The organism is Selenomonas sp. oral taxon 892 str. F0426 (assembly GCF_000468035.1).
GTDB lineage: Bacteria > Bacillota > Negativicutes > Selenomonadales > Selenomonadaceae > Centipeda.
In genome coordinates this window covers 166906-182975 of record NZ_KI260535.1, presented here as the reverse complement: position 1 = coordinate 182975, position 16070 = coordinate 166906, and the positions used below count along the sequence as shown (strand labels likewise).

The 16070-nt window shown below is 58.0% G+C and carries 10 protein-coding genes and 1 riboswitch; of the genes, 9 read left to right on the top strand and 1 reads right to left on the bottom strand.

The genetic code is table 11. The features are described 5' to 3' along the window. Positions 1-25: 25 nt before the first annotated feature. The 9 genes from metG to HMPREF1992_RS04580 all read left to right on the top strand — a co-directional run bounded on the left by metG (position 26) and on the right by HMPREF1992_RS04580 (position 13706). Positions 26-1570 carry a methionine--tRNA ligase gene (gene metG, locus HMPREF1992_RS04620; protein ID WP_021684693.1) on the top strand — a complete coding sequence of 515 codons (1545 nt, stop codon included), beginning with the start codon at positions 26-28 and terminating at the stop codon, positions 1568-1570. Continuing rightward, positions 1567-2352: a TatD family hydrolase gene (locus HMPREF1992_RS04615; protein ID WP_021684692.1), complete on the top strand. Its 786-nt coding sequence runs from the start codon at positions 1567-1569 to the stop codon at positions 2350-2352. The genes metG and HMPREF1992_RS04615 overlap by 4 nt, the downstream gene beginning before the upstream one ends. A gap of 225 nt (positions 2353-2577) precedes the next feature. After that, positions 2578-3387 (top strand): G5 and 3D domain-containing protein, encoded by an 810-nt coding sequence (locus HMPREF1992_RS04610; protein WP_021684690.1) that lies wholly within the window; start codon positions 2578-2580, stop codon positions 3385-3387. 110 nt (positions 3388-3497) lie between these two features. Beyond that, a riboswitch (cobalamin riboswitch) is annotated at positions 3498-3714 on the top strand. A 422-nt stretch (positions 3715-4136) separates the two neighbouring features. After that, positions 4137-6323, top strand: coding sequence for a methylmalonyl-CoA mutase family protein (locus HMPREF1992_RS04605; RefSeq protein ID WP_021684688.1), 2187 nt, complete (start codon positions 4137-4139; stop codon positions 6321-6323). Then, positions 6323-8521 (top strand): methylmalonyl-CoA mutase, encoded by a 2199-nt coding sequence (scpA, locus tag HMPREF1992_RS04600; protein ID WP_021684687.1) that lies wholly within the window; start codon positions 6323-6325, stop codon positions 8519-8521. Before HMPREF1992_RS04605 ends, scpA begins: the two co-directional genes overlap by 1 nt. 220 nt (positions 8522-8741) lie before the next feature. Then, on the top strand, positions 8742-9920 hold the full coding sequence (gene meaB / locus HMPREF1992_RS04595; protein WP_037358583.1) for a methylmalonyl Co-A mutase-associated GTPase MeaB: 1179 nt from the start codon (positions 8742-8744) through the stop codon (positions 9918-9920). Between the two features lie 8 nt (positions 9921-9928). Then, positions 9929-10486 carry a peptide-methionine (S)-S-oxide reductase gene (locus tag HMPREF1992_RS04590; RefSeq protein WP_021684685.1) on the top strand — a complete coding sequence of 186 codons (558 nt, stop codon included), beginning with the start codon at positions 9929-9931 and terminating at the stop codon, positions 10484-10486. A 207-nt stretch (positions 10487-10693) separates the two neighbouring features. Further along, entirely contained in the window at positions 10694-12358 is a 1665-nt protein-coding gene (locus tag HMPREF1992_RS04585; RefSeq protein ID WP_037358580.1) for a methyl-accepting chemotaxis protein, read from the top strand. A 145-nt stretch (positions 12359-12503) separates the two neighbouring features. Further along, a complete protein-coding gene (locus tag HMPREF1992_RS04580) occupies positions 12504-13706 on the top strand; it encodes a type IV pili methyl-accepting chemotaxis transducer N-terminal domain-containing protein (RefSeq protein WP_021684683.1) in 1203 nt (400 codons plus the stop codon). A gap of 357 nt (positions 13707-14063) precedes the next feature. On the opposite strand, the gene HMPREF1992_RS04575 is transcribed toward HMPREF1992_RS04580, so the two are convergent. After that, positions 14064-15962 (bottom strand): PTS fructose transporter subunit IIABC, encoded by a 1899-nt coding sequence (locus HMPREF1992_RS04575; RefSeq protein WP_021684682.1) that lies wholly within the window; start codon positions 15960-15962, stop codon positions 14064-14066. Between the last annotated feature and the right edge of the window lie 108 nt (positions 15963-16070).

The following is a 16070-nucleotide window of genomic DNA, read 5'->3' as shown; positions in this document are numbered from 1 at the left end:
ATTATATCGAAACGAGGAATTTAGGATGAGCGGAAAGACTCCATTTTACATTACAACACCGATCTACTACCCGAGCGCGAAGCTTCACATAGGACACGCCTACTGCACGACGGTTGCGGATACGATCGCGCGGTTCAAGCGGCTCGCAGGCTACGACGTGTTCTTTCTGACCGGCTCGGATGAGCATGGGCAGAAGATTCAGCAGGCGGCGGAGAAGGAGGGGGTAACCCCCATCCAGTACGTTGACCGTATCGTTGCAGGGTTTCAGGAGCTGTGGCGTTTGCTCGGCATCTCCTATGACGATTTCATCCGCACGTCCGAGGAGCGCCATCATGCACTCGTACAGAATATTTTTCAGCAGATCTACGATCAGGGCGACATCTACAAGGGCGCGTACAAGGGACAGTACTGCACGCCGTGCGAGAGCTACTGGACGCAGCTGCAGCTGGACGAGAACGGCTGCTGCCCCGACTGCCACCGTCCCGTGCAGGAGGTTGCGGAGGAGGCATACTTCTTCCGCATGAGCAAATATGCAGATCGCCTGCTCGCGTATATCAATGAGCACCCGGACTTTATCCAGCCCGTCTCGCGCCGCAACGAGATGATCGCGTTCATCGAGCAGGGTCTTGAGGATCTCTGCGTCTCGCGCACGTCGTTTGACTGGGGCATTCCCGTACCGTTTGACCCAAAGCATGTCGTTTACGTCTGGTTCGACGCGCTCACGAACTATCTCACGCCGATCGGCTACATGGACGACAAGGTGAAATTCAATCACTACTGGCCGGCGGATGTGCATCTCGTCGGCAAGGAGATCGTACGCTTCCACACGATTATCTGGGGCTGTATGCTGATGGCGCTCGGCATTGACCTGCCGAAAAAGGTCTATGGGCACGGCTGGCTGATTGTAGATGGGGCAAAGATGTCGAAGTCGGTCGGCAACGTCGTCGACCCGATCGGGCTCATCGAGGAGTTCGGCGCGGATGCCGTGCGTTACTTCCTGCTGCGTGAGATCACGCTCGGGCAGGACGGCAACATCTCGCGCGATGCGCTCATCGGGCGCATCAACTCGGATCTGGCGAACGATCTCGGCAACCTGCTGCATCGCACCCTTTCGATGGCAAAGAAGTATCGGAAAGGCGCTGTCACAAAGGGGGCAGGACGCACGGACTTCGACGCGGCACTTGAGGAGATGGCTGCGGCGACGGTGCGTGACTATACGGAGCAGATGGAGGAGATGGAGCTGTCGGCGGCGATCAAGACGTCGTGGGCTCTCATCTCGCGCACGAACAAATACATCGACGAGACCGCGCCGTGGACGCTCGCAAAGGACGAGGCGAAGGCGGCAGAGCTCGACTCCGTGCTCTATCATCTCGTCGAGTCGCTGCGGATTACGAGCGTCCTCATCTCCCCGTTCCTGCCCGTGACCGCGCGCCGTATTCATGAGCAGCTGGGCTTCACGTCGGACTTTGCAGCGGTGCAGCTCTCTGACACTGCGTGGGGCGGGACAGAGGACGGACATACGGTCGGAACGGCGGAGCAGCTGTTCCCGCGCATTGAGACAGAAAAATGACGACATTCATTGATACGCACGCACATCTGTATGACGAACGCTACGATGACGACCGTGCAGACATGATTGCACGCGCCGAGGAGGCGGGGGTCATGCAGATTATCAGCATGGGCGATACGATGGCGGCGTCCGCGCAGGTGGTGGCGGATGCGGAACGCTATCCCGCGCTCTATGCCGCCGTTGGTGTGCATCCCGAGAGTGCGTACGTGCTGGCAGATGAAGAGCGTGCGCAGATCCTCGCGTGGGCAAAACATCCGAAGGTGGTCGCGATCGGCGAGATTGGACTGGACTACTACTGGGAGAAAGATCCGAAGGTGCGTGCCGTGCAGCGCGAGCTCTTTGTCGCGCAGTTGAATCTCGCGCGTGCGGCGGGGCTGCCCGTCTGCATCCACGACCGCGAGGCGCACGGAGATACACTCGCCATCCTGCAGGCAGTGGGACGTGATCTTACGGGCGTACTGCACTGCTACTCGGGGAGTCTCGAGACGGCGCGCGAACTGTGGAAACTCGGCTACTATATCGGCATTGATGGCCCTCTGACGTTCAAGAACGCGGGAAAACTGCCCGCGATCGTGCGCGAAGCACCGCAGGACAAACTGCTCATTGAGACGGACAGCCCCTACCTTGCGCCCGTGCCGAAGCGCGGCAAGCGCAATGAGCCCGCCTACGTCGTGCACGTCGCGGCGAAGATCGCGGAGATTCGCGGCGAATCCGTCGAGGAGGTCGCGCGCTATACGACGGAGAATGCGCGGCGCCTCTATCCAAAGTTGGTGGAGAAATAACGACTAAATCGATGGATATAAAATGGAATAAATTTATTGTTCTTTTGTAGAACGAAACCCTGTGCCTGTAGAGAGTACTCCGCGCACAGGGTTTTTGCATAGGATGATTTTCCCTAAAGTGGTGAATGATATGAGAAAATAGCTCTCAATTTTATTCTGAATCCCATTTTTCATGAAAAATTCAGCTTGAAGTGGGAAACTATCATCAACAAAAGGGGGAGTTCTATGCAGTGGAAGAAACTGGGAAAGCTGATTCATACAAAGAAAAATACGTTGCTCTGCGCCACACTGGCGGGGATGATGCTGCTCTCCAGCGGATTCACAATGAGCGGCTTGCCGAAAAATATGCAGCGTGTGAGCGTGCACGTTGACGGCGAGACCATCACCGATATGACGGTGCAGACGAGGCCCAATGATATCTTTGAAAAGCTTGGCGTGCAGCTCGGGGAGAAGGATACCTATGAGGTGTTCCACAACGAGGACGAGCGTCATACCGAGATCTCTGTGCACCGTGCTGTACCCGTGAGCATTTCGTTCTGGGACGATACGCAGCAGGTTTTAACGAGCGGGCGTACGGTTGCCGACGTCATGGCAGAGTACGGTTATAATCCGCATGAGATCGATGTGACGCCGTCGATGGATACACCGATCACGGCCGATCTCCACATCCAGCTTACGGAGAACGAGCTGGCTGCCGAGCAGCGCCGTGCACGTGAGCGTGAGGCAGACCGCGTCAGCCGCGGCATCCCGCGTTACCATGCGGCATACACGATGCATGCGTCGGCGTATCTCCCAAGTGACGGCGGCGGCAGCGGAATTACGGCCACAGGCATGGTCGCGCGTCGCGGCGTCGTCGCGGTCGATCCGAACGTCATTCCGCTCGGCTCGCGCCTCTTTATCCCTGGCTATGGCGAGGCAATCGCAGCCGATACGGGCGGCGCAATCGTCGGGAATACGATCGATCTCTGCATGGAGAGTTACGACGAGGCGATTCAGTTCGGACGACGCAGCGTCGAGGTCTATGTCCTTGAGTAAGGAAAATTATGCATGGGAAGAATCACTGTTAAGATAATTCGCGCAGTGATTCTTTTTTTGTTGACAAGAAGTGATTTTGGTGGTACTATTCTATCGTACCATAAAAACTAAATATTGATGATGGATCAAGTGCAGAGGTTTTGCCATGCAGAGCCTCGATTGCTTCATAGGGAATCCGGTTAAAAGCCGGAGCGGTCACGCCACTGTAACAGCGAGCGATTCCGCGCGCTGACCATGGGTCAGCAGTCACTGGGGAGAAATCCCTGGGAAGATGCGGGAGAGCGATGAACTGAAGCCAGGAGACCTGCTTGATTAACAATCACCGATTGACCTGCGAGTGATGGGGATGGAGATTTTGCGGATTCGTTCGCCTCGAGAGAGAGTTTGGCAGATGTTGACCAAACCGTGTCGGGAACTGAGTAACGATACCGAAAAAGCCCGTTCTGCACACTGCAGAATGGGCTTTTTCTTTTGGGTAAGGCATATTCTGCAGTGGGCAGAGCGTTCCTGAGGAGATCTGTGCGTATTTGAAGATATGTACGCAGAGATTTCCCCGGGATGAAGGAGTATACGCTCCTTGGGGAAACATTGCTCATCTTTTCAGTTCTCGTTTTGCCTCCTTCGTGGGGCCACGCTCTGAGGGTGGAAGCTCAGAGCGCTTTTTTTACAAAAAAATCATCTTTTTTGATGGTTTTTTGGAGAAATCGGAGCTTTCCGAGTTCCCCGAATAATATAAAGGAGGACGTACTATGCCGGAAGAAAAAGAACGGTCGAGTGACGAAGAGCTTCAGAAGCTTCTGAAGAAATCGGCGGAAGTCGAAGATTTCCCCGAAGTCTCGCTCGATGAATTCACTCCCCCGACTGATGAGGAGTGGAAGGAAGCCTGTGAGGCACTCCTCAAAGGAGCACCGTTTGAGAAGGTCATGTTCACTAAGACCTATGAGGGCATCACCTTCGACCCCATGTACACAAAGAAGCACACGGAGGCCATTCTGCCAAAGAGTGTTATGCCGGGTATGGGAGACTACCTGCGCGGCGTGGATGCGGCAGGCTATATTGGCAAGCCGTGGGGGATTGCACAGGCGTGCGATGAGACGCTGCCCAGCGAGAACAATGAGCTTCTGCGTCATGAGAATGACAAGGGTTCGACGATCTATCACATTGTGCTTGACAGTGCGACACGTGCAGGCATTGACGCACGTCAGGCATCGCATGTCGGCGATCTCGGCACGAGTGTAACGACGGTCGACGATATGCATACGCTGCTCGAGGGACTCGACCTCGGCAAATTCCCACTCTATGTCTATGCGGGTGCGAACGCCCTCCCGATTCTCTCGCTTGTTGCGGCAGCGCGCCGCGCAGCCGGAGAGGATATGCAGCATGTACAGGGCATTATCGGTGCCGATCCGATCGGAGCACTTGCGGCAGAGGGCAAACTCGATGCGCCGCTCGCATCGTACTATGACAGCCTCGCTGCTGCAGCATCTTGGTCCGTCAAGAATGCGCCGCATCTCCGGACGATCTTCGTCCGCAGCGATGTATACAGCAACGGCGGCGCGAACGATGTGCAGGAGGTCGCTTCGTCTCTTGCGACTGCGGCTGCGTATCTGCGTGCACTCTGTGAGCGTGGCTTGACGATTGATGAGGCAGCATCGCAGATTGCGTTTGGCTTCTCCATGGGCGCGAACTTCTTCCTCCAGATCGCAAAGCTGCGCGCAGTGCGTCCAATCTGGGCACAGATCGTAAAGGCATTCGGCGGCAACGCTGAGTCGCAGAAGATGCGTATTCACGCGCGCCCGGCACTCTTCTTTAAGACCATCTATGATCCCTATGTCAACATGCTCCGCAATACGACGGAGATCTTCTCGGGGGTTGTTGGCGGTATTGATTCGTTTGAGAGTGCGCCGTTCGATGAGCCCATCCGCAAGGGTGATGAGTTCTCGCGCCGCATCGCGCGCAACATCCAGATCATGCTCCAGGAGGAGTTCGGCATGCTTCAGCCGATCGATCCTGCGGGCGGCTCGTGGGCGGTTGAGACCCTCACGCGTCAGATGAAGGAAAAGATCTGGGCAGAGTTCCAGAGCATCGAGAAGAGCGGCGGCATTGTCGCAGCACTTCAGGGCGGATCGATCCAGGAGGGCATTGCCAAGATCCTTGCCGATCGCTTTAAGAATGCAGACCTGCGCAAGGACCGCATCGTCGGCAACAATATGTATCCGAACATGACGGAGACCCTGCTCGACCGTCGCGAAGAGGATACCGCGGCGATGAAGCAGGCGCGCAAAGAGACGATTGATGCCTATCTTTCTGATATCGACGCAGAGCACTGCAAGAAAGCTCTTGCAGCGTTTAAAGCCGACGGCGCTCTGGGCCACGGCATCGAGGCGGCACTTGCCGGCGCGACCATTGCAGAACTGATGGCAGCGGTTACGGAGGGGAAAGGTGCGTCTGAGACGGTTGCGGCGATTGCACCGCACCGCTGGAGCGAGCGCTTTGAGGAACTGCGCCAGCGTACCGAGGACTATAAGGCAGCCAAGAACGATAACGTCAAGGTCTTCCTCGCGAACATGGGCCCCATTCCGCAGCATAAAGCGCGTGCAGACTTTACCACGGGCTTCCTGCAGGTCGGCGCGTTCGAGGTGCTCGGCAACGATGGCTTCAAGACGGTCGAGGAGGCGGCAGAGGCGGCACGTGCGAGCGGCGCGGATGCGGTTGTCATCTGCTCCACGGATGCGACCTATCCCGAGATCGTTCCGGCACTTGCACCGAAGCTTCATGAGGTGCTTCCGAACGCACGCGTATTCCTTGCGGGTGCTGCGCCGAAGGATCTCCTTGAGACATACAACAACGCGGGTATCGACGAGTATATCTCCGTCAAGGCAAATTGCTACGAGGTACTCGAGAGACTCCAGAAAAAGAAAGGGATGATTGCGTAATGGCTGGTTTCACCAACCCGGATTTCACCGGGATGAGCCTTGGCGAAAGTCCATCGGCAGACTCCAAAGAGTGGCGTGCCCTCTTTGAAGGGACGACCGGGCGGACATTCGACGCGCTCACGCATAAGACCATGGAGCGCGTTCCCGTCAAGCCGTATTACGACATTGATGAATACGCGCATATGAGTCACCTTGACTTCGCGAGCGGCATTCCGCCGTGTCTCAGAGGTCCATACTCTACGATGTACGTCTTCCGTCCTTGGACGGTGCGTCAGTACGCAGGTTTCTCGACGGCGGAAGAGTCAAATGCATTCTATCGCCGCAACCTCGCCGCAGGTCAGAAGGGTCTGTCGATCGCATTTGACCTCCCGACCCACCGCGGCTACGATGCGGATAATCCGCGCGTGGTCGGCGACGTCGGCAAGGCAGGCGTTTCCGTCTGCTCCATGCTGGATATGAACATCCTGTTCTCGGGCATTCCGCTCGATCAGATGTCCGTCTCCATGACGATGAACGGCGCGGTTCTGCCGATTCTCGCATTCTTCATTGTCTCGGGCGAGGAGCAGGGCGTTGACAAGAAGATCATGGCAGGTACGATTCAGAACGACATTCTGAAGGAGTTCATGGTCCGTAACACCTACATCTACCCGCCTGAGATGTCGATGCGCATCATCGGTGACATCTTCGAGTACACGACGAAGTACATGCCGAAGTTCAACAGCATCTCGATCTCCGGCTACCATATGCAGGAGGCAGGTGCACCGGCGGACATCGAGCTCGGCTACACGCTGGCCGACGGTCTCGAGTACATTCGCACGGGTATCAAGGCAGGCCTCGCTGTCGACGATTTTGCAAAGCGTCTCTCGTTCTTCTGGGCAATCGGCAAGAACTACTTCATGGAGATCGCAAAGATGCGCGCTGCGCGCGTCCTCTGGGCGAAGATCGTCAAGTCCTTCGATGCGAAGAACGACAAGTCGATGGCGCTGCGTACGCACAGCCAGACGTCTGGTTGGTCGCTCACGGCCCAGGATCCGTTCAACAACATCGCCCGCACGGCGATGGAGGCAATGGGCGCGGCGCTCGGCCATACGCAGTCGCTCCATACGAACGCACTCGACGAGGCGATCGCACTGCCGACGGACTTCTCTGCGCGTATTGCACGTAATACGCAGCTCTACATCCAGGATGAGACCAGCGTCTGCAAGATCATCGATCCGTGGGGCGGCTCCTACTACGTCGAGGCGCTCACGAACGAGATCATTCGCCGCTCCTGGGCGCATATCCAGGAGGTTGAGGCTCTCGGCGGTATGGCAAAGGCCATTTCGACGGGTCTGCCGAAGATGCGTATCGAGGAGGCGGCTGCACGCCGCCAGGCACAGATCGACTCCGGTATCGAGAGTATTGTCGGCGTGAATAAGTACCGTCTCGAGAAGGAGGACCCCCTCCAGATCCTCGCGATTGACAACACGGCCGTGCGTCAGGCACAGGTCGAGCGTCTCGAGAAGCTGCGCGCAGAGCGCAATGCAGACGATGTACGTCGTTGCCTCGAGGGCATTACAAAGGCGGCAGAGAGCCGTGACCACGGCAACCTCCTCGAGGCGGCGGTCGACGCTGCACGCGTTCGTGCCTCGCTCGGTGAGATCTCCGACGCTGTGGAGAAGGTCTCCGGACGTTTCCAGGCCGTTATCCACACCATTTCCGGTGTCTACTCCTCCGAGTTCACGGACAAGACGGAGCTCGAGCGCGCCCGCGAGATGGCGGACGAGTTCGAGGAGCTCACGGGACGCCGTCCGCGTATCTTCGTTGCGAAGATGGGACAGGACGGACACGACCGCGGACAGAAAGTCATTGCGTCCTCCTTCGCCGACATGGGCTGGGACGTCGATGTGGGCCCGCTCTTCCAGACTCCTGCCGAAACTGCGCAGGATGCCGTCGACAACGATGTGCACATGGTCGGGTTCAGCTCCCTCGCTGCAGGACACAACACGCTTCTGCCGCAGCTCGTCGATGAGCTCAAGGCGCTCGGGCGTGACGATATCATGGTCTGCATCGGCGGCGTTATCCCCGTGCAGGACTATGACAACCTCTACGAGCATGGTGCGGTGGCGATCTTTGCACCGGGTACGAACATCCCCGAGGCGGGCATCAAGCTCCTGACCCTTCTCATCGAGAGGGCGAAGGAAGAAGCCGCAGGCTGATACGGGGGAACACGGACGAAATCATCCACTCATCTAAGTGCATCTTTTTCGCCCTGCCATCGTTGCCAAATCCTCCGCATAGAACTACTATGCGTCCGGTTTGTCTCCTTGACAGGACAAAAAACTTACACCAATCTGAGCGGATTCAATTCATTCGTGCTCCCCTATGGCGCCGCCCTCAAACAAGAGGGCGGCGTTTTGCCATACGAAAGGAGGAATCATGAGCGAAAAATATACCGTAGAGCGACCGGACTGGGTGCCTGAGGATGCCGATTGTAAATTCACGACAAGTGTCATGGGCGGCATTGAGGGGATCAAGGATCTGACCGTCGGCAATATCAACCCGAAACTCCTGAATGGACAGGGGATGCCGCGCCGCAAACTCATTCTCTCTGAGGACGACTATGTTGCGGGCGTAGAACGTGGTGACCGCATGACGCTCTCGCGTGCCATCACACTCATTGAGAGCAACAGCAGCAAACACTTCAAGCTTGCTCAGCGCGTCCTGCAGCGCCTCCTGCCGCGGACGGGAAATGCTCTGCGCATTGGCTTCACCGGTGTTCCGGGCGCGGGAAAATCGACGATGATCGAGGCATTCGGCAATATGCTCTGCGATGCAGGGCACCGCGTCGCCGTCCTCACCGTCGATCCGACCAGCTCTGTGACGAAGGGGTCGATTCTCGGCGACAAGACGCGCATGGGCACGCTCTCGCGTCGTCCAGAGGCGTTCATTCGTCCTTCTCCTGCGGGCGGCACGCTCGGCGGCGTTGCGCGCAAGAGCCGTGAGACCATGCTGCTCTGTGAGGCGGCGGGCTACGATATCATCATCATCGAGACCGTCGGTGTCGGTCAATCCGAGACCACCGTGCGCTCAATGGTCGATTTCTTCCTGCTCGTCGTCTTAACGGGCGCGGGTGATGAGCTGCAGGGCATTAAGAAGGGTATCATGGAACTTGGCGATGCTATCGTCATCAACAAGGCCGATGGGGACAACCTCATCAAGGCGAAGGTTGCACGCGGTCAGTACGAGCGCATGCTCGAGTTCATCCGGCCCGCAACGCCTGGTTGGACGACGCACGCCTACCTCGCCTCCGCCATCGAAAAGACGGGCCTTGCAGACCTCTGGGAGGTCATTCGCATTTTCCGCGAAAAGACGATGGAGAGCGGCATCTGGAAAAAGCGGCGCGACACGCAGCTGCTCGACTGGATGAACAGCATGATTGACGAGCATCTGCACAACCTCTTCTTCGAGGATGCTGCCGTACGTGGGCGCATGCCCGAGGTCAAAAATGCCATCCTCACGGGCGAGATATCGCCGACCCAGGCGGTGGGCGAGCTCCTCAGTGTCTTCGACGTCGGTCGTGCGGCAGGGCGGCAGGTTGATCTGTTTACGAATTGAGGTGCGCTATGACAAAACGCATCTGCCTCTCGGGCGCGGATATGTACGAGCTCGAGGAGGTCTTCACGGGGCGGCGCGGTATCGTTTCCGTCCGCACGGGCTATATCAACGCCGCGCCAAATGCCGCACATGATGATGTGGCGACGGGCGCAGCGGGCGGACGCATGGGCATCGAGATCATCTACGATCCGAAGAAAATTGACATCTCGCAGCTGCTGGACCTGCTCTTTGCGGTTGTCACGCCCTACAGCATTGATGGGCAGGGCTACGTGCGCGGCGCGATGTATCGCGCGGGTGTGTTCTACGAGAGCGCCGAGGACGAACCGCAGATCCAGCTCTATCTCACCTTCCTCGCGGGCAAGGGACGCTGTCCCGCCACGGGCGAACATCTGACGCTCAATGATCCGAACAGCAGGTCGGATGCGCGACGCGTCATGCACGCGACGATGGAACGTCTCACCTCGTTTCAGACGGCGGCGGACGAGCATCAGGGCTATCTAAGGCGACATCCGGAGACCGAGACCTACATCGATCTCGCACGTCTGCGCGAACTCGTACAACTTTGATTGAAAAAAGACCATTGGCTGAAAGAGTCAATGGTCTTTTTTTAGGAATCATAGATGATTTTCATTTTTATACAAATTATTTTATGCTATAATCAATAGTACGAAATGTGTCTTACTGCAGTCATTACGCCAGGGGTGCAGATCAGACGATGTGAATGAAGGAGCTGCTGAATTTATCAGTGCTTTCTTAATTAAGGGGAGATGGGCATGAGTATACGGGCTAAACTACAGTCGATTCTGATTTTGCTCTTCGTATTTATCGTGGGGCTGGTCGGGTTAAATTTCTTTACCTTCAACGAACTCAAGGGGGACTCGCCCGCGGTCAACGCCTCCGGCTCGCTGCGCATGCGCGCCTATCAGCTCGCATGGGGAGCGGCACGGCTCGTGTCGGCAGATGAGAGTGATGCACAGACGCTGCGTACTTCGATGCAGAAGGATCTGGAGGACTACGAACGGATTCTGAAGGGGCTGGAACAGGGCGATGCGGCGATGGGGCTGACGGCGCCCTCGGATGAGGCGGTGCAGCGCCAGCTCGGCGTTGTGAAGCCTCTGTGGGAGGCGTACCGCGCTGATGTGCGTACTGTTGCCGAGGGGGCGGATGAGGAAGCGCGCCGTGCTGCAGAGGTGAAGGTAGCGAAAGAAGTTGCGCCCTTTGTGGCGGAGGTCAACAAGCTGGTCGCTGCCTACGATGCCGCAAGTCAGACAAAGATCGAAACGTCCAAGAACATCCAGCTCGGTGTGATCCTGCTCGCTGTTTTCGTGGTGGGCGGCGCGCTCTGGCTGATCCTCACGCAGATTCTGCGCCCGCTGGCTGGGCTGACGGAGTCGTTTCGCGATATTGCCGGAGGAGAGGGGGATCTGACGCAGCAGCTTCATGCTGAGCGTGATGATGAAATTGGCCGCATTGTCCTCCACTTCAACACCTTCATCGGGAAACTGCGCACGATCATACGCGGTGCACAGGAGAGCGCGGCAGAGGTCGCGCAGCTCTCCGGTGCACTCTCCCATGCAAGCGGTGAGAGCAGCCATGCGGTCGAGTTGGTCGCCGGCTCCGTCACCGACGTCGCAGGGAAGGCAAACGCACAGAACGGCGATATGCAGGCACTCGCGGACAACGTGACGCAGATTGCGGAACACATGGCGCAGATGCTCGCGTCTGCCGAACGCTCTGCCGTACTCTCGGCGGACTCTGAAGAAAAAGCGGCGGATGGACGGGACGGTGCGGCGCGTGTCGCCGCGCAGACCGATGTCCTGCGCGACATCGTCATGACGATGGATCGGAACGTGCAGACCCTCACGCAGTATGCGGAGGATATCAATCAGATCATCGATCTCATCAAGGGCATCTCGGGGCAGACGAATTTGCTCGCGCTCAATGCTGCGATCGAAGCGGCACGTGCGGGTGAGAGCGGACGCGGCTTTGCCGTCGTCGCGGAGGAGGTGCGCAAGCTCGCCGAGAGTTCGAGTCTCGCGGCGGACGATGTCACGGCGAAGATGACCGGCATACGTCATCAGGTGCACGAGACGCGCACTGCAAATCAGGAGCTGGTCGGCGAACTCGAGAAGATCACGGCGGCGGTCGCTGCGGTACGCGCCTCGCTGAATGCCATCGCCGAAAGCTCTGAGGAGAGCCGTAAGGCGGCTGCCGAGATCGTACAGCTGAACCAGACGGCATCGGCAGGTGCACAGAATGTCGCGGGCACCTCCGGACACGTCGCAGCAGCGGCAAAACAGATTGCGGGGCTCTCTGAAGAGTCGGCTGCTGCCATCGAGGAGCAGAGCGCGACCATGGAGCAGGTCGTCGCTACAGCAGATCGTCTGTCCAGTCTGTCGGCAAAGCTGGATGGCCTTGTCGGCAAGTTCAAGGTCTGACGGCAGGGCAAAATCCGCTCCAATTGGACGCTCTCCATTGATCAGTGATTCGTTATGTGCTTTTATTCAGATGGGAGTATTGAGCCGCGCTTTTTCTGCGATATAATAAATAGAAAGAAATCTTCATTGAAACGAGAGGGGAAATATGTCAATCCATAATAAATTACGAATCACACTTGTTGCCCTTTTCGTCTTCATCATCGGGCTTGTCGGACTGAGCTTCGCCACCTTTGCCCAACTCGAGGGAGACTCTCCCGCCGTCAATGCCTCCGGCTCTCTTCGCATGCGTGCGTATCAGCTCTCATGGCTCTCGGCACGCCTTGTGTCGGCAGAAGGTGAAGAGGAGGAACCTCTCCGGCGAACGATGCACACGCGGATCGAGGAATATGACCGCATTCTTGCGAGACTTGCCGAGGGGAATGCGGATGTGGGCATCCGGCCCGCTTCTGATCCGGCGATTGTGGCGGAGCTCCATACGGTACGATCCCTGTGGGAGAACTACCGCAGTCAGGTGTTCGCTGTTTTGGGAGCGAAGACCGCAGCGGATAAACATGCGGCAAACGCGGCTCTTTCTGCCTCTGTGACTGGCTATGTGGCAGAGGTGGATAAGCTCGTTACGGCATATGTCCAAGCCAGCCAGGCAAAGATAGCCGCCTCCAAGCAAATTGAACTTGTCGTAATCGTTCTGTCCGTGATTATCTTTGTCGGATCCTCCTATGTCATGATCCGGCATATTCTGCGTCCGCTTGCAGCTCTGACCGCCTCCTTCCGCGAGGTTGCCGGCAAGGAGGCGGATCTCACGCAGCAGCTTCAGGCGGAGCGCTATGACGAGATCGGGCGCATCGTGCACTCCTTCAACAGCTTTGTCAGCGACCTGCGCCACCTTATGCAGCGAGCGCAGGCGTGTGCGGCGGAGGTCTCGGGACTCTCCGACAACCTCTGGCATGCAAGCGTCGAGAACAGCAGGGCGGTTGAGTACAATGCCGTTGCCATCACCAATGTCGCCGCGAACGCGAGCGAGCAGAATGAGAACATTCAGCTGCTCACATCGAGCATCAGCGGCATCTCCGCCCAAATGCAGGAAATTCATAAGTTCGTACCTGCCGAGAGTGCGGATCGCGCTGTGCTCCTCACCTCCATCGAGGCGGTGCGTGCCTGTGCGCAGGTTGCTGCGGCCGCAGCGGAGGATGTCGCTGCAGGGTCGAAAAAAATCACGGATCTCACGCAGGATTCGGCAGCTGCCATCGAGCAGGAGACCGCCTCCCTCGATGCCTTTGCAGCCACTGCAGAGCACCTCAAGGGGCTTGCTGCCGATCTGGATGAGCTGGTTGGGCGGTTCAAGGTATAAATATGCGAGATTGGGGCTGTTCACGAACGCCCCTATCGGCTCGCTGCACTCGCCACTTCCCCCGCTCTGACGGGGGAAGCTAAGATTCCATAATCCTAGCCTCCCCCGTGCGACACGGGGGAGGGGGACCGCGTAAGCGGTGGAAGGGGCACTTGTAGCGATACTGCTGACATAGACAAGGGCTGTTGCACGAAGTTTTCTAGCTTCCTGCAACAGCCCCTTTTTCTTGCGCTCTTGGCGAAAAGGACAGGATGCACAGCCTGCTCTGGAGAAGTTCTTTCGTGATACAATAGAGAAATCCCGTCTTGCCGCGATTGGCAGGACGGGATTTTCTTATGCTGAAATGATGTTGTTCTCTTACTCTTTGATCGGTTTCTTGAGCATGGAGAGGATGACGGCACCGACGACGGCACCGATGAGGATGCTCACGAGGTACATGAGCGGGTTGCCGATGGTCGGAACGACGAAGATGCCGCCGTGCGGGGCACGCAGGGTGCAGTCAAAGAACATCGTGAGCGCGCCCGCAAGCGAGGAGCCGACGACCATCGAGGGGATGACGCGCACGGGGTCGGCTGCTGCGAACGGGATTGCACCCTCAGTGATGAAGGAGAGCCCCATGACGTAGTTCGTGATGCCCGCCCTCTGCTGACTTTCGGTGAAGCGGTTCTTGAAGAACGTGGTCGCAAGCGCAATCGCGAGAGGCGGCACCATGCCGCCTGCCATGACCGCTGCCATGACGTGATACTCACCCGAGGCGAGGAGTCCTGTACCCGTGACGTAGGCCGCCTTGTTGATCGGACCGCCCATGTCGATCGCCATCATGCCGCCGACGATGATGCCCATGAAGATGCGCGCCGAGGGATCCATGCTGCCGAGTGTCGAGACCATCCATGTATTGATGGCAGAGACGGGCGGAGCGATGATGTAGAGCGAGATGAGTCCCATGATGAGGACACCGAAGAACGGGTAGAGCAGAATGGGTTTGATGCCGTCGAGGCTGGCGGGCAGTCCTGCAAATGCCCTCTTGAGTGCGTTGACGGCGTAGCCGGAGACAAAGCCTGCCAGCAGTGCGCCGAGGAATCCTGTGCCCGTCTGCCCCGCGAGTGCACCGCCGACAAAACCGACGGCGAGCCCCGGGCGGTCGGCGATCGACATGCCGATGAAGCCGGCGAGAACGGGGAGCATGAAGCCGAACGAGGCGCCGCCGACATCCATGAAGAATTTGGCAAGCGGGGTGTTCGAGCCGAACTTCGATGGATCGATGCTGTAGTCGTCGAAGAGGAAGGCGAGTGCGATGAGGATACCGCCGCCCACGACGAACGGGAGCATGTGCGAGACGCCGTTCATGAGGTGCTTGTAGATCTGGCGGGCAAGGCTTTCCTCCTCGCCGCTGTCCGCACTCTCTACAGCGTCCGCACCGCTTGCACGATAGACGGGAGCGGTGCCGGAGAGGGCGCGGTCGATCAGCTCGTCTGCCTTGTTGATGCCGTCCGCGACCTTCGTGATGACGACGCGGCGTCCGTCAAAGCGGGACATGGAAACGTTCTTGTCCGCTGCGACGATGATGCCGTCGGCAGCAGCGATCTCCTCCGCCGTCAGCTCGTTTTTGACTCCGGCCGAGCCGTTCGTCTCGACCTTGACCGTGAGGCCGCGCTTCTTCGCGTGCTGTTCGATGCTCTCCGCCGCCATGAAAGTGTGCGCGATGCCCGTGGGGCAGGCGGTGACGGCGAGGATCTGGATATGGTCGGCAGCGGGTGCTGCTTCTTCAGACGCGCCTGTGCTCGGTGCGACGAAGCGGTCATTCTCTTTGTCGTCGACGAGCTGACGGAACTCCTCGACGGTCTTGGCAGCGATGAGCGCCTCCTTGAAGTCGGGATCCATGATCATGGTCGCGAGCTTGGAGAGGATGGCGAGGTGTTCGTCGTTCGCCCCGTTGGGGGCAGCGATCATGAAGAAGAGGCGGCTCGGGTTGCCGTCCATCGCGGCAAAGTCCATGCCGTCAGGCACGGTCATCGCGGCCAGGCCCGCCGCCTGCACGCCGTCGCTCTTGGCGTGCGGCGTTGCGATGCCGTCCCCGAGGCCGGTGGTGCCGCTCTCCTCACGGATGAGCACGTCTTTTACATACTGTTCTTTGTTGCTGAGATTGCCGCCCTTTTCCATGCAGTCGGCGAGCAGACGGATTGCCTCTTCCTTCGAGGCAGGTGCAGAAACGCCGAGGGCGATGCTCTCAGGTTTCAGAAGATCGTTGATATGCAAGGGAAACCCCCTCCTTTTTTATTGTGCTGAGTTTTGTGTTGTTCTGCGTGATGGGTGTCCCACGCGAACGCTTTGTTACGCAAGTGATCGTGCGCTTGTACGCTTAAA

Excerpts from the sequence above, each read along its gene's own strand:
- HMPREF1992_RS04590 (WP_021684685.1), top strand. The coding sequence starts at position 9,929 with ATGACAAAACGCATCTGCCTCTCGGGCGCGGATATGTACGAGCTCGAG.
- HMPREF1992_RS04580 (WP_021684683.1), top strand. The coding sequence starts at position 12,504 with ATGTCAATCCATAATAAATTACGAATCACACTTGTTGCCCTTTTCGTC.
- meaB (WP_037358583.1), top strand. The coding sequence starts at position 8,742 with ATGAGCGAAAAATATACCGTAGAGCGACCGGACTGGGTGCCTGAGGAT.
- scpA (WP_021684687.1), top strand. The coding sequence starts at position 6,323 with ATGGCTGGTTTCACCAACCCGGATTTCACCGGGATGAGCCTTGGCGAA.
- HMPREF1992_RS04605 (WP_021684688.1), top strand. The coding sequence starts at position 4,137 with ATGCCGGAAGAAAAAGAACGGTCGAGTGACGAAGAGCTTCAGAAGCTT.
- HMPREF1992_RS04585 (WP_037358580.1), top strand. The coding sequence starts at position 10,694 with ATGAGTATACGGGCTAAACTACAGTCGATTCTGATTTTGCTCTTCGTA.
- HMPREF1992_RS04615 (WP_021684692.1), top strand. The coding sequence starts at position 1,567 with ATGACGACATTCATTGATACGCACGCACATCTGTATGACGAACGCTAC.
- metG (WP_021684693.1), top strand. The coding sequence starts at position 26 with ATGAGCGGAAAGACTCCATTTTACATTACAACACCGATCTACTACCCG.
- HMPREF1992_RS04610 (WP_021684690.1), top strand. The coding sequence starts at position 2,578 with ATGCAGTGGAAGAAACTGGGAAAGCTGATTCATACAAAGAAAAATACG.